The organism is Pseudomonas sp. B707 (assembly GCF_022496685.1).
In the GTDB taxonomy this organism is placed as follows: domain Bacteria; phylum Pseudomonadota; class Gammaproteobacteria; order Pseudomonadales; family Pseudomonadaceae; genus Aquipseudomonas; species Aquipseudomonas paraglycinae.
On sequence record NZ_WTVE01000035.1, the window covers coordinates 149,700 to 169,168 of the forward strand.

16 protein-coding genes are annotated in these 19,469 nt (G+C 61.6%); 5 read left to right on the forward strand and 11 right to left on the reverse strand.

Annotated elements, in window-relative coordinates:
* Positions 1-29: 29 nt before the first annotated feature.
* Complete coding sequence (locus GQX66_RS25750; RefSeq protein WP_240871974.1) at positions 30-929, forward strand: bestrophin family protein; 900 nt, start codon at positions 30-32, stop codon at positions 927-929.
* A gap of 33 nt (positions 930-962) precedes the next feature.
* Here GQX66_RS25750 and GQX66_RS25755 read toward each other — a convergent pair whose 3' ends face one another.
* The 3 genes from GQX66_RS25755 to miaE all read right to left on the reverse strand — a co-directional run bounded on the left by GQX66_RS25755 (position 963) and on the right by miaE (position 3,706).
* A complete protein-coding gene (locus GQX66_RS25755) occupies positions 963-2,249 on the reverse strand; it encodes an ATP-binding protein (protein ID WP_240871975.1) in 1,287 nt (428 codons plus the stop codon).
* Positions 2,250-2,957, reverse strand: coding sequence for a response regulator (locus GQX66_RS25760; protein ID WP_236195979.1), 708 nt, complete (start codon positions 2,955-2,957; stop codon positions 2,250-2,252).
* A gap of 140 nt (positions 2,958-3,097) precedes the next feature.
* Entirely contained in the window at positions 3,098-3,706 is a 609-nt protein-coding gene (miaE, locus tag GQX66_RS25765; RefSeq protein ID WP_240871976.1) for a tRNA isopentenyl-2-thiomethyl-A-37 hydroxylase MiaE, read from the reverse strand.
* 159 nt (positions 3,707-3,865) lie between these two features.
* On the opposite strand from miaE, the gene GQX66_RS25770 reads away from it, so the two are divergent.
* On the forward strand, positions 3,866-4,729 hold the full coding sequence (locus GQX66_RS25770) for a universal stress protein (protein WP_007958823.1): 864 nt from the start codon (positions 3,866-3,868) through the stop codon (positions 4,727-4,729).
* Positions 4,730-4,853: 124 nt separating this feature from the next.
* Here GQX66_RS25770 and GQX66_RS25775 read toward each other — a convergent pair whose 3' ends face one another.
* The gene (locus GQX66_RS25775) at positions 4,854-5,324 is read right to left on the reverse strand and encodes a DUF1289 domain-containing protein (protein ID WP_039767141.1); all 471 of its coding nucleotides are present in this window, start codon (positions 5,322-5,324) and stop codon (positions 4,854-4,856) included.
* Between the two features lie 468 nt (positions 5,325-5,792).
* Here GQX66_RS25775 and acnB point away from each other — a divergent pair, with 468 nt between their 5' ends.
* A complete protein-coding gene (gene acnB / locus GQX66_RS25780) occupies positions 5,793-8,402 on the forward strand; it encodes a bifunctional aconitate hydratase 2/2-methylisocitrate dehydratase (RefSeq protein ID WP_045121882.1) in 2,610 nt (869 codons plus the stop codon).
* A gap of 299 nt (positions 8,403-8,701) precedes the next feature.
* On the opposite strand, the gene GQX66_RS25785 is transcribed toward acnB, so the two are convergent.
* The 3 genes from GQX66_RS25785 to GQX66_RS25795 all read right to left on the reverse strand — a co-directional run bounded on the left by GQX66_RS25785 (position 8,702) and on the right by GQX66_RS25795 (position 10,651).
* A complete protein-coding gene (locus GQX66_RS25785; RefSeq protein ID WP_039767145.1) occupies positions 8,702-9,982 on the reverse strand; it encodes an HAAAP family serine/threonine permease in 1,281 nt (426 codons plus the stop codon).
* Positions 9,983-10,237: 255 nt separating this feature from the next.
* Positions 10,238-10,408, reverse strand: coding sequence for a hypothetical protein (locus GQX66_RS25790; RefSeq protein ID WP_007958834.1), 171 nt, complete (start codon positions 10,406-10,408; stop codon positions 10,238-10,240).
* Between the two features lie 48 nt (positions 10,409-10,456).
* Positions 10,457-10,651, reverse strand: coding sequence for a hypothetical protein (locus GQX66_RS25795; RefSeq protein ID WP_007958836.1), 195 nt, complete (start codon positions 10,649-10,651; stop codon positions 10,457-10,459).
* A 273-nt stretch (positions 10,652-10,924) separates the two neighbouring features.
* Between GQX66_RS25795 and GQX66_RS25800 the strand changes: the two genes are divergently transcribed.
* On the forward strand, positions 10,925-11,308 hold the full coding sequence (locus GQX66_RS25800; RefSeq protein WP_007958838.1) for a tautomerase family protein: 384 nt from the start codon (positions 10,925-10,927) through the stop codon (positions 11,306-11,308).
* Positions 11,309-11,480: 172 nt separating this feature from the next.
* A complete protein-coding gene (locus tag GQX66_RS25805) occupies positions 11,481-12,449 on the forward strand; it encodes a 2-hydroxyacid dehydrogenase (protein WP_007958849.1) in 969 nt (322 codons plus the stop codon).
* Here the strand turns inward: GQX66_RS25805 and tssA are convergent.
* From tssA to tssK, 4 genes are read right to left on the reverse strand one after another with little or no spacing between them, the layout of a single operon-like run.
* Positions 12,446-13,534 (reverse strand): type VI secretion system protein TssA, encoded by a 1,089-nt coding sequence (gene tssA, locus GQX66_RS25810; RefSeq protein ID WP_102717612.1) that lies wholly within the window; start codon positions 13,532-13,534, stop codon positions 12,446-12,448. The two genes, GQX66_RS25805 and tssA, sit on opposite strands and share 4 nt — an antisense overlap.
* Positions 13,531-17,352: a type VI secretion protein IcmF/TssM N-terminal domain-containing protein gene (locus GQX66_RS25815; protein WP_240871977.1), complete on the reverse strand. Its 3,822-nt coding sequence runs from the start codon at positions 17,350-17,352 to the stop codon at positions 13,531-13,533. The genes tssA and GQX66_RS25815 overlap by 4 nt, the downstream gene beginning before the upstream one ends.
* The gene (locus GQX66_RS25820) at positions 17,349-18,113 is read right to left on the reverse strand and encodes a DotU/TssL family secretion system protein (RefSeq protein ID WP_236189986.1); all 765 of its coding nucleotides are present in this window, start codon (positions 18,111-18,113) and stop codon (positions 17,349-17,351) included. Before GQX66_RS25820 ends, GQX66_RS25815 begins: the two co-directional genes overlap by 4 nt.
* A gap of 18 nt (positions 18,114-18,131) precedes the next feature.
* A complete protein-coding gene (gene tssK / locus GQX66_RS25825) occupies positions 18,132-19,463 on the reverse strand; it encodes a type VI secretion system baseplate subunit TssK (protein ID WP_240871978.1) in 1,332 nt (443 codons plus the stop codon).
* Positions 19,464-19,469: the final 6 nt, after the last annotated feature.

Consider the following 19,469-nt stretch of genomic DNA (forward strand, 5'->3'; position numbering starts at 1 on the left):
TCCGCCACGTTTTCAAGGCAGAGAGCCGCATGATCATCCGACCCAAGGTCAATCAATTCGCCATTCTCTTCACCCTCAAAGGCTCGATTGCCAAACGCATCGCCCTGCGCGCCCTGATGGTGACGCTGCTGGCATCGGCCATCGTGCTGGTGGAAATGCTCCACCCGAGCAACTTCACCAAGGTCAACGCCACGCCGTTCACCTTGCTTGGTCTGTCGCTGTCGATCTTCATGAATTTTCGCAACAACGCCTGCTACGACCGCTGGTACGAAGCGCGCAAGGCCTGGGGCGAAGTGATCGTGCATGTGCGCTCGGTGATTCGCGAGACTCATGTGATCCGCGAATCGGTCCAGCGTCGCCTGTTGCTGCTCAACCTCGCTGGTTTCGCCCATGCACTGAATGCGCGGTTGCGCCGGGAAGACGAAGCTGCCGCCAGCGCCCAATGGATCACCCCGCAGCACGATGCGCAGGTGCCGGATTACAGCGGGCGCATCCTGCAGACGGTGGGTCAGCAATGCTCCGATCTGCACGAATCAGGCGATCTCAGCGAATGGCGTTACATGCTGCTGGCCAATCACCTGACCAGCCTGACCCAGGCGCAGGCGGTGTGCGAGCGGATCAAGAACACGCCGCTGCCCTTCCCTTACACCCTGCTGCTGCACCGCACGATTTACCTGTTCTGCATCCTGCTGCCGTTCGCCATGGCCGAACCGCTGGGCTGGCTGACGCCGCTGTTCACGGCGATTGTCAGCTACACCTTCTTCGGGCTGGATGCGATTGCCGATGAGCTGGAGGACCCGTTCGGCCGGGATGAAAACGATTTGCCGACCGATGCGCTGGTGCGGGGTATCGAGCGGGATATTCTCTCGGAGCTGGGGACTGAGCCGTTGCCGCCGGCGCTGAAACCGGTGGACTACGTGCTCAGTTAATCGACTGCCTCCCATTCCGGGGAGGGAGACTCATCAATCCAGATGCGCCCAGGTCATGCGAAACGACGCGCCGCCCCACGGCGAATCGCCGACCTCGACCTGCCCGCCATGGGATTGCGACACCCGCCGCACCAGCGCCAGACCGAGGCCGAAGCCGCCCGTGCGGCGGTCGCGGCTGGCGTCCAGGCGCGAGAACGGTTCGAAGATTTTCTCCCGGCCTGCCAGCGGCACACCCGGCCCGTCGTCGTTGACCTGAACTTCGTACTGATCGCCGATGCGCACCAGCGACACTTCGACCCGCTGCTCGGCATAACGAATGGCATTGCGCAGCAGATTGATCACCGCCCGCGCCATGAACCGCGGTTCGATCCGCACTTCATCGACCCGGCAATCAACGATCAGCAACTGCACCCCGGCCGCCTCGGCCTCCAGCGCCACGCTGCCGACCACGCTGTCCAGCCAGTTGGCGGCCTGGATGTTTTCGCGGGTGATCACCGTCGCGCCGCGTTCGAGGCTGGCGTAGGTCAGCAGTTCGGAGACCATTTCTTCCAGCTCGCCGAGGTCGGCATACATGTCGGCGATCAGTTCGCGGTTCTGGCTGGCGTCCGGTTGCTGCTTGAGCTGATCGAGCTCGAACGACAACCGGGCAATCGGCGTGCGCAGTTCGTGGGAGACCGCGTTGGTCAGTTCGCGCTGATTGGCGATCAGGCCTTCGATGCGCGCCGCCATCAGGTTGAAGTGGCCGGCCAGGTCGCGGATGTTCGAGCGCTTGGACAGCTGGATCCGCACCGAAAGGTCGTTGTCACCGAAACGCTCGGCGGCGAGGCGCAGTTTTTCCAGATCGCGCCAGTGCGGACGAACCCAGAAGTACAGGACGATGCCCAGCAGCACAGCCAACATCAGGTAGGCCCCGGCAATGTAGAACGGCATCAGGCTCAGCTCAGGCGGCAGTTTGATGCTGAGCAACTGCGAACCACCATCGATATTGCTGATGAACTGGGTGTAATCGTCGCGGATCACCAACAGATCCTGGGCCAGTTCGGCTTTCTCCTGATCGTTAAGGTTCAGTTGGTCAGCCTCGACCAGGCTCAACGTCAGCCCGTAGTGCGGCCGCAATGCCTCCAGTTGCGCCTCGCGCGCCGCGCCCTGCTGGTCGCGCATGTGTTCGACCAGCGACCACGCTTGGCCGCGAACCGCCTCACGGTTGTAGGCCTGCATCTGGTTGTCGAGCAACGCGTTGAAGGTGTGCTCGACGGTTTGCAGCGCCGCCACCAGCCCGACGGTCATCACCAGAAACAGCCCGAGAAATAACCGCAGCATCTACAACTCCCACGCGAACGGATTGAACAGATAACCCTTGCCCCACACGGTCTTGATGCAGACCGGCTCGCGAGGGTTGTCCTTGAGTTTGTTGCGCAACTTGCTGATGTACACGTCGACGCTGCGGTTGAGGCCATCGAAGGCGATGCCGCGCATGCGGTTGAGAATGTCATCGCGCGACAGGATCTTGCCGGCGGCGCTGGCCAGCAGCCACAGCAGCTCGAATTCCATGGTGGTCAGTTCGATCAGCTCGCCCGCCAGACGCACTTCGCGGCAACTGCGGTCGATGACCAGATTGCCGAATTCCAGCGAGCTGACCACACCGCTGTCCGGCACCTGCCGGCGTTGCAGCGCGCGCAGGCGTGCGAGCAGAACAGGCGGCTTGATCGGTTTGATCACGTAGTCGTCGGCCCCGGACTCGAGGCCCAGAATATGGTCGAGGTCATCTTCCTTGGCCGTCAGAATAACAATCGGTGTGTCCGACACGCTGCGGATTTCCCGGCACACGTGCAGGCCGCTCTGCCCCGGCAGCATCAGGTCGAGCACCACCACTTTGGGCTTGAATTCGAGAAACGCGGCCACGGCCAGATCGCCGCGATGCACCGTGCGAACCTCGTAGCCGTGTTGTTCGAGAAAGTGAGCGATCAGCGTGGCCAGCCGCTCATCGTCTTCCACCAGCAGGACTCTGCCAAAACCCAGGTTATCCATAACAACCGCCGCCAACCGCTTTGTGAAGTGGGCGCCATTATGGCGGCATTCGCGGGCGAGTCGTTTATCGCAGGCAGCAAAAACCGGCCTCTGGGGCCGGTTTTCGTTGATGTTTCATACTCTTAAGAGTTTTTAACAATTCATGCCGCGACGGGTACGCCGCTGTGGAAGCGGAATTCCTCGTCCGGCGATTCGATCAGGTCCTGCTCGGCAGCGCGGACTCTCTCGATCACTTGCGCGATGTCCTTGGCGTCACCGTACTGATAGGCCAGTTTCAGGTAACCCTGGAAATGACGGGCCTCGCTTTTCAGCAGGCCGAAGTAGAACTTGCCGAGTTCATCGTCCAGATGCGGCACCAGCGCTTCGAACCGCTCGCAACTGCGCGCTTCGATGAAGGCGCCGACCACCAGGGTGTCGACCAGTTTCACCGGTTCGTGGCTGCGCACCACTTTGCGCAGGCTGGAAGCATAACGGCCGGCATGCAGCTGGCGCAGTTCGATCTTGCGTCGCTTCATGATGCGCATCACCTGCTCGTGGTGCACCAGTTCTTCCCGGGCCAGACGCGACATCATGTTGATCAGATCGACGTGGGAATGGTACTTGGCGATCAGGCTCAACGCGGTGCTGGCGGCCTTGAACTCGCAATTCTTGTGGTCGATCAGCAGGTTTTCCTGATCGGCCAGCGCGGCTTCAACCCAGGCATCAGGCGTGCGGCAACCAAGGAATTCGTGGATTTCGGGAAGGATCATGGGGCTCACGGTCAAAAGGTGTTCGAGCGAAGGGCGCCGATTATACCGGCCTGCCCGCAGACCACCAGCGGCCCGCGTTGATATGCATCAAGTCGCAGACGGATGCGCAGCAACTATAGTTGTGCAACGCCGTGCCTTTTCATTGCTGGAGACTCACTCATGCAAGCCATTCGCAGCATTCTGGTGGTCATCGAACCCGAACACGCGGAAAGCCTGGCGCTCAAGCGCGCCAAGCTGATCGCCGGGGTGACCCAGGCCCATCTGCACCTGCTGGTCTGCGACAAGAAGCACGATCACGCCGGCATGCTCAGCGTGCTCAAGGCCGCGCTGCTGGCGGACGGCTACAGCGTCACCACCGAACAGGCGTGGAACGAGAGCCTGCACGAAACCATCATCGACGTGCAGCAGGCCGAAGGCTGCGGACTGGTGATCAAGCAGCACTTCCCCGACAGCTCGTTGAAGAAGGCCCTGCTGACCCCGGCGGACTGGAAACTGCTGCGCCACTGCCCTACTCCGGTGCTGCTGGTGAAAACCGCCGGTTCGTGGAAGGACAAAGTGATTCTGGCAGCGGTCGACGTCGGCAATGCCGATGGCGAACACCGTCATCTGCACACCACGATCATCGACCACGGCTTCGACATCGCCAGCCTGGCCAAGGGGCATCTGCACGTGATTACCGCCCATCCGTCACCGATGCTGTCGGCGGCGGACCCGACGTTCCAGCTCAAGGAAACCATCGAGGCGCGCTATCGCGAGCAATGCCGGGCGTTTCAGGCTGAATTCGACATCGATGACGCTCACCTGCACGTCGAGGAAGGCCCGGCGGATGTGTTGATTCCGTTCATGGCGCACAAGCTGCAGGCGGCGGTGACCGTGATTGGCACCGTGGCGCGCAGCGGTGTGTCGGGGGCGTTGATCGGCAATACGGCCGAACAGGTGCTGGATCAATTGGAGAGTGATGTGCTGGTGCTCAAACCGCAGGAGGTTGAAGACCATTTGGTCGAATTGGCGGTGAAGCATTAAGTATTGCGGCGCCGGTAAGGCCGTCATCGCTGGCAAGCCAGCTCCCACAGGGACTTAGGTGTGCACTCCATGGAGAGCTTTACACCATCATTGTGGGAGCTGGCTTGCCAGCGATAGCAATAGATCAGTCGCCGAGGGCATCCTTGAGGAAACCGGGCGCAATGTAGCGTTGATAGTGCGCTTCCGACAGCAGGAAAAATTCCCGATCAATGGCATCGCGCAGTTCCGGCAGGTTCCAGTCGCGAAACTCCGGCAGTAGCACCATCCCGTAGGCTTCCAGATTAATGATCACCCGCGCGCCCCGGGCGATCAGCTGATACGCCCAGCAATATTCCGACTGATGCGGCACGAAGCGGATCTTGCGCTGTTCCAGTTGCAGACGCAGGCGCGCCGGATCGAAGACCTCGACCTTGCTCGCCATCACTTGTGACAGCAATTGCTCAAGACGCAGCCACACCGCACGCTTTTCTTCCTCGTTGTAACCGTTCCAATGGATCACTTCGTGGTGGAAACGCTTGCAGCCACGGCACACCAAATCACCGTAAACGGTGGAGCAGAGGCCGACGCAGGGGGTCTTGATGGTCTGATTGGGCATAAATGGGCAGAACACTTGAAACGCGGAACAGGTCGGCATGTTAGCCCTTTGTCCGCCATTCATCACCCCTCAAACGTCAGGGGCAAGCGCCGGATCAGGGTTTGCCCGAGCCGCGCACAACGCAACCAAAGTCCAATAGAGCGCGACTTACCTTTAAATTTTTTTTGCCGTAGAATCAGCCAGCCTTTTTAGGCGCCAATGTCCGTTAGAAGCTGTTTTCAAAGCGTCACGAGCACAGTCGTTCCTTCAGAGCGGTGTTGGCGTAGGGTTTTTCCAGCGGGGAAAAGCCCAACGCCAACCCTCATCAGCTCCCCGTTCTGCAGGCGTAAAACTTTGAAAGCAGCTTCTGTAAGGAATTGCCGGTAATTCTGGCCGAACGACCCACAACGTCGTGAGGAGCATGAGTACGGCAATTTCGGGATGAGCGTCCCGGACACCCATTTGGGACCACTGATGAGGGTAATAACTGTGCTTGAAGCCTACCGCAAACATATCGAAGAGCGTGCAGCCCTGGGTATCGTTCCCCAGCCGCTTAACGCCGAACAAACTGCAGGCCTGGTCGAGCTGCTGAAGAATCCTCCGGCTGGCGAAGAAGCTTTCCTCGTTGACCTGATCACCAATCGCGTACCACCAGGAGTGGACGAAGCCGCCTACGTCAAGGCCGGTTTCCTCTCCGCACTGGCCAAGGGCGAAGTCTCCTCCCCTCTGCTGGACAAGAAGCGCGCTGTAGAACTGCTCGGCACCATGCAGGGCGGCTACAACATCGTGACCCTGGTTGAACTGCTGGACGACGCCGAGCTGGCGCCAGTGGCCGCCGAAGAACTCAAGCACACCCTGCTGATGTTCGATGCCTTCCACGACGTGGCTGAAAAAGCCAAGAACGGCAACGTTCACGCCAAGGCCGTGCTGCAATCCTGGGCTGACGGCGAGTGGTTCAAGAAGCGCCCTGTACTGGCCGACAAGATCAGCCTGCGCGTCTTCAAGGTCACCGGCGAAACCAACACCGACGACCTGTCCCCTGCCCCGGACGCCTGGTCGCGTCCCGACATCCCGCTGCACGCCCTGGCCATGCTGAAAATGGCCCGTGACGGCATCGTTCCGGACGAGCAAGGCAAGACCGGCCCGATGAAGCAGATCGAAGAAATGCGCGGCCAGGGCTTCCCTATCGCCTACGTCGGTGACGTGGTCGGTACCGGTTCCTCGCGTAAATCGGCGACCAACTCGGTGCTGTGGTTCTTCGGCGACGACATCCCTTACGTGCCGAACAAGCGCGCTGGCGGTTTCTGCTTCGGCAGCAAAATCGCTCCGATCTTCTACAACACCATGGAAGATGCCGGCGCACTGCCAATCGAGTTCGACGTATCGAACATGAACATGGGCGACGTGATCGACCTGTACCCGCACGCAGGCAAAGTCTGCAAGCACGGTACTGACGAAGTCATCACCACCTTCGAAATGAAGACCCCGGTCCTGCTGGACGAAGTCCGCGCCGGCGGCCGTATCCCGCTGATCATCGGCCGTGGCCTGACCGAGAAGGCTCGCGCCGAACTGGGTCTGCCAGCGTTCGACCTGTTCAAGAAGCCGGAAGCACCGGCTGAAAGCACCAAGGGCTTCACCCTGGCGCAGAAAATGGTCGGCAAGGCTTGCGGTCTGGCAGAAGGCAAAGGCGTTCGTCCTGGCACCTACTGCGAACCGAAGATGACCACCGTAGGTTCTCAGGACACCACCGGTCCAATGACCCGTGACGAACTGAAAGACCTGGCGTGCCTGGGCTTCTCCGCTGATCTGGTGATGCAGTCCTTCTGCCACACCGCGGCTTATCCGAAGCCGATCGACGTGACCACCCACCACACCCTGCCTGACTTCATCATGACCCGCGGCGGCGTTTCCCTGCGTCCGGGCGACGGCATCATCCACTCGTGGCTGAACCGCATGCTGCTGCCGGACACCGTCGGTACCGGTGGTGACTCGCACACCCGTTTCCCGATGGGCATCTCGTTCCCGGCCGGTTCCGGTCTGGTCGCGTTCGCCGCTGCCACCGGCGTCATGCCGCTGGACATGCCGGAATCGATCCTGGTGCGCTTCAAAGGCAAAATGAAACCTGGCATCACCCTGCGTGACCTGGTTCACGCCATTCCTTACTTCGCCATCCAGAACGGTCTGCTGACCGTCGAGAAGAAAGGCAAGAAAAACGCCTTCTCCGGCCGCATCCTGGAAATCGAAGGCCTGGAAGGTCTGACCCTGGAACAGGCGTTCGAACTGTCCGACGCCTCGGCCGAACGTTCGGCTGCCGGTTGCACCATCAAGCTGTCGAAAGAGTCGATCACCGAGTACCTGCAGTCCAACGTCACCCTGCTGCGCTGGATGATCGGCGAAGGCTACGGCGATGCGCGTACCCTGGAGCGTCGTGCCCAAGCGATGGAAGCCTGGATCGCCAACCCGCAACTGATGGAAGCCGATGCCGACGCCGAATACGCCGAAGTCATCGAAATCGATCTGGCCGACATCAGCGAGCCTGTACTGTGCGCGCCGAACGATCCGGACGACGCCCGTCTGCTGTCCAGCGTTGCTGGCGAGAAAATCGACGAAGTGTTCATCGGTTCGTGCATGACCAACATCGGTCACTTCCGCGCTGCCGGTAAACTGCTGGATCAGGTCAAGGGTCAGCTGCCAACCCGTCTGTGGCTGTCGCCGCCGACCAAGATGGACGCTCACCAACTGACCGAAGAAGGCTACTACGGCATCTACGGCAAGGCCGGCGCTCGCATGGAAATGCCAGGCTGCTCGCTGTGCATGGGTAACCAGGCACGCGTTGAGCCGAACAGCACCGTGGTGTCGACTTCGACCCGTAACTTCCCGAACCGTCTGGGCGACGGCGCGAACGTCTACCTGGCCTCGGCTGAGCTGGCGTCCGTTGCTTCGATCCTGGGTCGCCTGCCGACCGTCGAGGAGTACATGGAATACGCTGGCAAGATCGACAGTATGGCGGCCGACGTTTACCGCTACCTGTCCTTCGACCAGATTGCCGAGTTCCGTGAAGCTGCTGCGAACGCCAAGATCCCTGTCGTTCAAGCCTAACGCTGCAACGCAATGAAAAACGCCGCCCATCGCGAGATGAGCGGCGTTTTTTTTATGCCTACCGAGTAAGGCCTATCCCCGCGTTGATCGTTCCCACGCTCCGCGTGGGAATGCAGCCAAGGACGCTCTGCGTCCCGAACCGTGACGCAGAGCGTCACAAGAGGCATTCCCACGCAGACGGTTCGACGCCTCGACGTGGGAACGATCAACCGCAAACCATACAGGCACAAAAAAGGCCGACCTGCGAGGCAGGTCGACCTTTCTGTTTCACAAGATCAAACGGGATCCTGTGTTGAACCTCAAGCAGTCAGCGAGTAGATCAACGCCGAAATCGCCACCAGCCCCACTGCGGTGACAAACACGTTCGACATCTGCCCACGATAACGGGCCATCGCCGGCACTTTGCGGATCGCGTACATCGGCATCAGGAACAGGATCGCCGCGATGACCGGGCCACCGATGGTTTCGATCATGCCGAGGATGCTCGGGTTCAGGGTCGCCACGATCCAGCACACTACCAGCATGAACGCCGCCACAATGCGATCCAGGGCCTTGGCGCCCGGACGCTTGCCGCTTTTGACGATCAAGCCTTTCAGGCCTTCGCTGGCACCGATGTAGTGACCGAGGAACGACTTGGAGATCGCCACGAACGCAATCAGCGGCGCCGCGAACGCGATGGTCGGGTTGCTGAAGTGGTTGGCCAGGTACGACAGGATCGACAGGTTCTGCGCCTTGGCTTCCGCCAGTTGCTCCGGCGACAGGGTCAGTACGCAGCTGAACACGAAGAACAGCACCATCACCACCATCAGCAGATGGGCGCGGGACAGGATCTGCGAGCTGCGCTCGTCAGCGTGAACGCCATAACGACGCTTCTGATCCACCGCAAATGCCGAGATGATCGGCGAGTGGTTGAACGAGAACACCATCACCGGAATTGCCAGCCACAGCGTGTGCAGCAGCGCCGACGGCGCCGGCACTTGCGAAGCCGTGGTCAGGATGCCGCCGTTCCAGTGCGGAATCAGGTACACCGCCAGGAACAGCAGCGCGACGATGAACGGATACACCATCAGGCTCATGGCCTTGACGATCACTTGCTCGCCGCAGCGCACCACGGCCAGCAGGCCGAGGATCAGCACGAACGACAGCAGCGCGCGCGGTGGCGGCGTGATGTGCAGTTGGTGTTCGAGGAAACTGGCGACCGTGTTGGTCAGGCCGACGCTGTAGATCAGCAGGATCGGGAAGATCGCGAAGAAGTACAGCAGAGTGATCAGCGCGCCGGCCTTGATGCCGAAATGCTGTTCCACCACGTCAGTGATGTCGGCGCCTTCGCGACCGGAAAGCACGAAGCGGGTCAGGCCGCGGTGTGCGTAGAACGTCATCGGGAAGGCCAGCAGCGCGAGGATCACCAGCGGCCAGAAGCCACCCAGACCTGCATTGATCGGCAAAAACAGGGTACCGGCACCGATGGCCGTCCCGAACAGTCCCAACATCCAGGTAGTGTCATGGCGATTCCAGCTCGACAGTTCGGCTGGTGCTGCCGCTTCAAAGCGTTGTTCCACGCTATTGGCCTGATCATTCATCCGGTCGGATCTCCGCATTCCGGTCACTTGCCACTCGGTCAGGACGCGTCGGAAAAAACCGACAGACATGCTCCGGCCGAAACAGGGGCGCGATTCTCCGCGATAAATGAGCAGAAGCAAAGACTTAGCTGAGGAATGGTTGTACGGAGCAGATCGGAGGCTTGTCGCTTTTGGGAAAAAGCCTGTCGGCGCCAGATACGCGACATGTCGTTTTATGACATGTACCGGCGCCGAATGAGCCATGGGAAAGCCCGATCAGATCGATCGGGCCAATATGAAGCCGAGGAACATGCAAAAGATGCCCAGACCCATCAACCCCCAGATCGGGCGCATTTCTTTCCTGTCTTTGATACGTATTTTTTCGGCCCACTCATCGTGTTCCCGTTCCAGTTGTTCCATTCTGGCTTTGGCGTCATAGGTGCTCATGTTAATTTCCTTTTGAGTCATGTGTCTGAAGATTGCGAAAACGAACGCTCAAAACTTGAAAAAGACGCCTGCCAATGCCGCGCTTGCCGTCAACACGCCGGCCACCACCGCAACTGGATAAAAATACGTCTCCCACTTCAGCTTCTTCTGTTCCGCCATAAGCTTCTGCCGCTCAGCTATCAGTTTTCGCGTTTCGTTATGCAGCCTGTCGAGTTCCAGGTTTTCGCGGTTGTTCTGAAGCATTGGCCTTCCTTGGCTGATGGCAATTTCCGTCCGGATTACTGCTTCGTCATGAAGAACGCATCCCGTCCTGCTCTCTATAATTCCGCGCTTCTCACCCCGCCGTATAGCGGATGAATCCGGCAGCACTCGTAGGCAACATCCGTAAATCCCGCAGGACGGTGCGTCCATTTCCTAACGTTTTTAAACAACCTCACCGTCTGGCATTTTTCGGCTATACCCAATGGCGAATTGACTGACATCCCCGTCCAGTCCCCTCACCTGTGGAGCCATCCCATGCCTCTCGTCCGCGTCGACATCAAGAAAAACCCGGACCCGACGTTCGCCAAACGCATTGGCGAAGTGATCTACGCCGCCCTGCGCAGCGAGATCAATGTGCCGGAACACGACAATTTCCAGGTGCTGGCCGAGCATGACGACCAGCACTTCGTCTATGACCCGCAATACCTGGGGATCCAACGCAGCGACGGCATCGTGTTCATCCAGCTGACCATCAGCGAAGGCCGCACCGTGGAGATGAAACAACGGCTGTTCCAGACCATCGCGCGCAACCTGAACCAGCAACTGGCCGTGCGTCAGGAAGACGTGTTCATCAATCTGGTGGAAGTGAAAAAAGAGAACTGGTCATTCGGCAACGGCATCGCCCAGTACGTGACGTGATCCAGTGACCGCCAGCGCCGACATCACCTTCTGACGAAGCACCCGCGCGCTCCCCGCATCAGCTCCTACACTGCCTGATGCGGGGCAGTGCCGGCCATTGCCAAAACGCTCTGGAATCAGCACTCTGAACCGACTTTTGCGCCCGAAGACCGACGATCACAGGAGCCGAGCAATGCCCGCCACCGTTCTGGTACTGGTTGAAACCATCAATGACTATTTGCCGATTCTCGAGCGTCAGGGTTTTCACCTGATTCTCGCGCCGACCCCTGCCGAACGCGCGCAAGCCATCGCCACCCACGGGGCACGGATCGACGCGGTGCTGACCCGTGGCCCACTGGGTTTATATGCTGAAGAAATCGCGGCCTTGCCCGCGCTGAAAATCATCTGCGTGATCGGCGCCGGTTACGAGCAGGTCGACCTGCAGGCCGCCAGCGACCGTGGCCTGACCGTGACCAACGGCGCAGGCGTCAACGCTTCGTCGGTGGCCGACCACGCCATGGCGATGCTGCTGGCGCTGGTGCGGGACATTCCGCGCTGCGATGCCGCAGTGCGTCGCGGCGAGTGGCCGAAGATCATGCGCCCGTCGCTGGCCGGCAAGCGTCTGGGGATTCTCGGTCTGGGCGCAGTGGGGATGGCGATTGCCAAACGCGCAGGCCTGGGCTTCGACATGGAGATCAGCTACCACAACCGTCAGGTGCGCAGTGACGTGCCTTACGCGTTCTGCTCGACCCCGACCGAACTGGCCCGGGCCTCGGACTTTCTGGTGGTCGCCACGCCCGGCGGCATCGGCAGCCAGCATCTGGTGACCCGCCCGGTGCTTGATGCCCTGGGGCCCAATGGTTTCATCGTCAACATTGCCCGCGCCAGTGTTATCGCCACCGCCGACCTGATCAGCGCGCTGGAACAGCGGCGAATCGCCGGCGCAGCGCTGGATGTTTTCGATCACGAACCGCAAGTACCCGATGCGCTGAAGGGCCTGAGCAACGTGCTTCTCACCCCGCACGTCGCCGGGCTGTCACCGGAAGCCACCCAAGGCACCGTGGAGCTGGTGGGCAAAAATCTGGTGGCGTTCTTCTCCGGACAACCGGTGCTGACGCCGCTCCAGTTGCCGCCGAAACTCAACAACCAGCGCGTGCACTAAAGCACGCCGAGCAAGGTCCACAGACGCCGGGATTCGGCGTCTGCCGAAATCAGCTCGCCGAGCAACTCACTCAACGGCTTGTTGCCCCACTCCACCCCGCGCCGGATCAGATACGGCACCGGGCTGTGGGGTTCGGTGCGGGCCAGGTACTCGGCGATCAGCAGCAATTGCCGATAAGCCTCTTCTCGACTGGCCGGTTCGCGCGGCACTGGCGCGGCTTCGGGCGTGGCCGCGACAGACGCTTCAACCGGTGAGACTGCGACCGGCGCAGGCGGCGGTGCCGACAGTGGTTGTTGTGGGTGCATGGCGATGAACTCCTGAACCAGTATCAACAACGCTTGAAGGGTGTCCTGCAACGGCCCGAGCCCCGGCCCCTGATCTCCCAGATACGCATCGCACCAGGCATCGAGACGCTGCAGGTGTTGCAGGCTCAGCAGCAGATTGCCTTGATGGCGCAGCCAGAACGCCATGGGCGTGGCACGCACCTGCTCGATGAGTTTCTTGTGCTCGCTGCGCGCCGTTTCGGCCGACGCCTTGGCGCCTTTGGAGTCGTTGGCCTGCACCTGCCGCACCTGAATCCGCCGCCAGGTTTCGAGGGTGTAGCCCTCAAAATCGCTGTTGTTGGCGCCAAACAAAGGCACCCGGGTCAGCAGCACTTCACTGTAGCGTCGCACCAGCCATTCCAGCGGAATCGCTCTCCACGACTGGTCACCGTCGTCGGCCTGCGGATGCAGATGTTCGGGATAGCGCTCACACAGACCGGCAATCAGCGCCAGACTGCCCGGCAGTCCATCGAGTGCCTGCAAATGCAGCCAGGCCTCGCCCAGCCAGGCGCTGAGCATCAGGTCCTTGCTGCGTTCGAGCAATAACGTGGTGGTCAGCCGCTCGACTTCCGGCCAGTTGGCGCGTTTCAGGGTCGACTGCCAGACACCCGTGGGCAAACTCGCGTCGTCCTCGCGGCGCAGATCGCGCAACTGGTCGTACTCGCGCTCATAGCGCAGATCCGCACCACAGGGCGCGTCGTCGCTGATGGGCGCGAGCAACTGATCGATCAGGTCCGGCAACGGGGTCGAGGGCAGGCTCACAAATCCTCCTTCTGCGATTCAAGGGCGGCGGTGGTGCCGGTCACCTGGAACGGTGAGCGCGGCGCGCGGGTCGGCAACGGCGGAATCGACAACGGCAGTTTCGAGCCCTGGCTCATCAGCGACACACGCACGAACATCCGGGTGAATTCGCTGGTCACGCTGTCGTTCTGCGCGGTAACCGGCAGGCGCAGGCTCAGCGGAAAATCGGTGTAATCCATGCTCGGCTGGCGCTGCACCGAGAAGTGCGCGCGCATCAGGCGCAGCAGCGACCACGGCCCGCCATACTCCCAGCCGGCCTCCAGATCACGCACCACCAGGTTCGGTTGCAGCGGATCGTTGACCGGACGCTCCTTGCCGTTGCGCGCCCAGCGCAGGGTCAGGCGGATCGGCTGGCCGGGCATCCAGCGCAGGTTCGGCTGATCGGCAGCGGGATAGCTGATCTGCTGATTGCCGGCCAGCAAGCCCCAGGCAATCACTTGATCGGCGCCCTTCTCCTCTTCGCGGTCGGTGCGCCAGCGCACGTCCAGCTCGACGCCGAGAATCCCGCTCTTGTCGCGCACGAAAAGTGGCGTCAGCCAGACGCTGGCCTGCTTCACCCGGTTGAGAAAATCTTCTGCCGCCAGCCGCTCCGGGGTCTGGCTCAGGACCAGTCCGGCCTGGGCCACCGGCAAGCGCTTGTCGATGATTTCCAGAAAGTGCTGGACCCGCGCCGGGTCGGCATCCTGCGCCTGCACGCCGTTGGCAAACGGAAAGCGGTCGGCCAGGTATTGATTGAAGTAGGTGGCCAGCTCGTTCCACGCGGCGGCCGCCTGTTGCTGTTGCAGAAACTGGCAGCGTTGCAGGGCCGACTGTTGCAACTCCACCGCCCGCATCGCCAGGGTGCCGCGCCCGCCGGTCAGATTGGCGGTCTGCAACACCTGCACGCAGGAACCGGTGTCCATTTCAATGAAGTCGCGGCTGACCAGTTGCTCGATCTGCGCCGGTGAACTGGCGGGGTTGGAATCCTTGTACTTGAGCAATTCGTCATTGAGCGCGCTGAACTGGGTCACGCGCTCGTAATCCAGCGCCGACAGATTGCCCTGCTGGGTCTTCAGCCACTCCAGCGCCGGAGCGCGACGCTCGGTGATGCCGAGCATGGTGTTGAATTGCTGCTTGAGGCTCAGTTTCAGATCCTGCACGTCGCTGGCGCCGTAGAGTTGCAGGCCGAGGTTTTTCGAGCCGTCCCACTGACTGATTTCCGTGCGGCCACCGAACAGCGGCTGCGCGGTGATTTCATCCAGCCCGCCAACGATCTGCGCCATCGCCCGGCGGTTCAGCGCCCCTTGCAGACGTGCCGCCAGATCACTGCGATGGACTTCGATAAAGGCTTTTTGCAGGTTCATCGCCTGCACGGCCTGCACGTTGAACACCGCGTAGGGATGAGTCTGGTCATCGTGATCCTTGAGACTCAACCACATCGCTTGCGCGGCGGCAGTTTCGGCCGCTTGCAGCAATGCTTCGCGATAGGCCGGCGGAATGCGCGGCAACTCTTCGGCGACGTAGCTCTTGTAGCTGGCGAAATAATTCAGCGACTCGTTGAGGTCATCGCCGTCCACGGTCTGACCCTGCCTGTTGACGCTGTCCTGACTGGCGCGCAGGGCAATCGAGACGAAGTCACGCTTGAATAGCGCCTGCACCGCGTTGTTGAGCTTGACCACCTGATCCTGCAACGCCAGTTGCCCGCTGCCCTGCTGCACCAGCAGATTGCCCCGCGAACCCACCTGGGCGATCCATTGATCGCGAAAACTCTGCTGCAACTTGCCGGCCTGCGCATCAAGCTGCTGCTCTACGGGCGGGCCCAGCAATGAACTCTTGCGCACCTTGTCGAGAAATTCGCGATAACCCGGCACCAGTTCCTGACCCTTGCCGCGACTCCAGGTCGAGTTGGTCAGGGCGATCGCCGCTTGCAGGTCGTCGATCAGCGCGCGCAGGTCTTCCAGTTCGGTGAGGCTGTTGCCACTCCCGGCTTCAAGCTGTTCCAGATGCAACTTGAGGTAGCCGGCCTTGCTGACGAAGTTGTCGGCCAGAAAATACTGATCGAGCCAGCGCTCCATCAGCCCGGTGAAATTACTCACGATCAACGGCCGTTCAACGCTCAGATCCAGCGCCTGCAAGTCGCCGCCATCACTGGCTGCGAGCAGCCGGTTGTAGTAGGCGGCATGGGGCAAGGTGCCGGCGTTGAGGTTGAGTGAAAGCGCGCTGTTGCTCAGCTGCGCCAAATCCTCCAGCGGCGTCCGCTGATTGTTCTGCACCTGAGCGAACAACTGGTTCTGTTGTTCCAGACGCAAGGCCCGCTCGACCAGATCCGTGGCCTTCTGATAATTCTGCCACTGCGCCGGGTCTTCGCTTTCGACGCTGGTACGCCGGTCGGTGGCGCGGATCGCCTTGATTTTCGCCAGCTCCGCGACCAGCAGATCGTGCAGCGGTTGCAGCATGTGGCGCTGGGTCGATCTGAACACTTCCTGTTCGAGTCGCCCGTCCAGCGAAGAAAACCACGACGTCGGAAAGGCCAGCGAAACGTAGTGCCAGTGCGGCGCCCGTTCCAGCACCCGCCAGAAGTTCTGCACGTTGCGCCGGGTCGGCTCGACCCGATGCTCGTCGTCGGTGACCGCCACGTAATTCTTCTGTGCGCCTTGCAGCAGCCGCGCCAGTTCATGAGCGTCCTTGACCGATGCGTGCCAGACCCAGAACATCGCCACCGCCCAGACCACCCCGACCACCAGCGCCACCCCGGCGGTCACTCGCTGCCAGCGCTGGCGCAAGCGCAACAGGCGCGGCACGCCCTGGGCCAGTCCGCGTTCGCCGACGATTCGCTGGCGCCACAACTGACGCACAAACGCACTTTGCTGCAGGCCGCTGTCATCGGCAGAAAAACCGTCCAGCGCATCGTCGGCCGGCTGATTGGCCGTCAGGTAAACGCCACGAAAACATGGCGCCTCGCCCTGAGCGTTGCCTTGAAACACCGGCTCCAGCACGTTCTGCAAACCGCGGCGCAGGATTTCCAGACGTTCCGGCAAGGCGTACAGATCCGCACTCAAATGCCCGGACAAGGTGCCGATTTCGATCACCGCTTCCGCCACCGCACGGTGCAACCGATCCAGCGCCTGATCGCTCCATTGCCCCTGCCACACCGCATCGCGGGCATAGGGCGACGACCAGCCCAAGGTGCGATCGCGGGCCTCGTCCGGCAAGGCGCTGATCAGTTCCTGAAATCCCGGCAGTTCTTCCAGCCCGGTGATGACCACGTACACCGGCAGGCTCAGACCAAAGCGCTGCAACAGATCGATGAAACGCCGACGCGCCGCCAGACCGAGCTGCGTGGCCTGTTCCAGATTGCTCAGCCGACTGACCGGCACCGTCCAGATCACCCCGTCCAGCGGCCGCTTGCTGCGCAGGCGCAGGATCAACCCGAGCAAGCGCCACCAGCCGCCGCGTTGCAGGTGCATGCCGTCTTCCGGCAGAAACAGCGCCTGCGGCACCACCAGCACCGCGCCTTCGGAGTCCGACCACCAACGGCCGAACCACGCCGGTTTGTCAGTGGGTTGCAAACGCCATTGAGTGGCGAGTTGCGCGCCCTGGGTTTCATCGCCGAGCATCAGCAGCCACGGCATCTGATAACGGTCGTGGGCGCCCTGCTCCTGTTCCATGTGCCGCACGGCGGCGTAGAAACTGCGGATCGCCGCGCCGCTCTGGGTGCGCAGCCACCACACCGCCACCGCGATGATCACCAGCAGCAGAAGGATGGCGACCACCCAGGCCACAATCGTCAGGGTACTCATGAGTCTTGCTCCGGCGCCGTCAGCGTATCGGGCGCCTGCAACACCGGCTCCAGTTCCTGACGGATGTCGCGCCACAGAAACTGCCCGAGCCCGGTCAGCAGCAGAATCATCGCCAGAATGCCCAGCGCCAGACGAAAGCCATCGGGCAACGCCGTGCGCACCGGCAACTGCAAGGGTGTCGCCAGCGAAGGCTGTACCAGTCGCTGACTGACACCCGCGTAATCGGCCTCGTCCTGCCAGGCAAACGTGAACAGGGCCCGCCGCCATTTTTCCCGTTGCACCTGACCCTGCTCACCGCGCAGGCGTCCGTGGAAACCGAGGATCAGGCACTGCAAATACACGTTGGCCAGATCGCGAGTGGTGGGCTGCTGTTCATCGAGCAAGGTCTGGATCGCCGCCGGCACTTGCTCGCCGGCCTGACGGCTGGAATACAGTCGCGACTCCAGGGGTTTTTCCTGCCAGGCACTCTGGCCCGGCCACGGGCTGAACAACAGGGTCTCATCGACCAGCGCGACAAAGGCATACACCAACGCCTTGACCTGTTCGGTCGCCGAATCGCCCACTCGGGCAAACGCGGTGCGCCACAACCGTTGCGAAGCCTGGGTCGAGAGTTCGACCACGGTTTCGACCAGCGCCGCTTCGTCCTCGCTGTCCTTGGGCAACTGGCTCCAGTCCTGCGACCACTGCTGCCACGTCTGGCGGAACGCACTGCTCAGCGGAGCGTCCTGCAACCCGAGGCTTGCGGCACTTCCTTGCGACATACGACGTTCCTTGTGTGATCAGGCACGTTCACTGTTCTGGGCGACAAACAACACCACTTGCCACGGGCTGCTGGTCAGCCGGGTGGCCGGCGCGGCGATCATCAGCGGCAGTTGCGCGTCGAACCAGCTGCCTTCGGCGGTCACCACGAACAACCGGGTGTCTTCGCCGACGCTGTAAGCCACCTGCTCGCTGCGGCTCATGGCCTGATGCGTCAGACCGCTCATGCGCTGGCGGCTGAGCAACGCGATGTGCGGCGCCGAAGCGATGATCGCGCCCCGCAACCACTCGCCGGCTGCCTGCTCGCTTGCACCGTTGGGCATGCGCAGGCCGATGACCAGACGCTGGCTCGGTTGCTCGTCCGGCAACTGAATGGAAAAGCTCTGCTCGCCGCGCTCGAACGCGATGCTGCGATAACCGGCGCGGATCAGTTCCAGGGTGTTTTCCAGCCAGTCGAGCAACGGTTCGTAACCGCGCTGCAATTCGAGAAAATCCAATGGCGCAAAAGCCGGCACGCCCGCCAGCGGATCCAGCGCCGACCACGCACCGGCGAGTCCCAGCAGTTGCACATAAATGCTTTGCGGATGAGCGACACGACTGATCAGCGCCCCTTCCACTTCCGGCAACCGCGCCCACAACGCCGTCATCTGCCGACGGATTTCCAGCGCGTCATCCTGATTGCCGGCCTGCAGCGCCTGGCGCAATCGCCCGCCGAGAAACAGGCACTTCTCCCGCGCCCGCGCGCAGAGCCCGGCCACCCGTCGACCCAATGGCGATTCCGGCAGCAGGACCGGTGTCGGCGGCGTGTACGGCAACGGCAGGAAACCGCCGCCCTCCTTGCGGATTTTCAGCAGCGGCAGGCAGATCGAATCGGCTTTGTTCAGTTGCGTACACAGCCGTGGATTGGGACGCCACACCGTGATCGATTCAGGAAATTCACCGCTGGTGAGATCCGGTAACGCCTCGCCGACCACCGATTGCAGACGCCCCTTGAGCGGCAACAACTGGCCGGCGCGCCACAGCGGACTGATCGCCAGATAAACCGTCACCGTCGCATCGTCCGTGGCGTCGATCGCGGCAGCGATGTCCAGCTCCAGCGTCGGGTCAACGCCGACTTGCAGATTGACCGGCAGACCGTCCGGCATCGTCCCTTGCAACGACAGCACCCGCAGCACCCCGGCACTCATCGCCGAAGGGTCGAACTCCATGTGGCTGATCCCGAAGAACCATGGATTGCACGCCTGAGCCAGATGCGCGCCGAGCGCCTCGGCCCGCAGGCCCTGTAACTGAAAATGCTGTGGCAGCAATTGCATGCCTTCATGCCAGCAGACCGCGTCAGGTAGCAGACTCATACGACT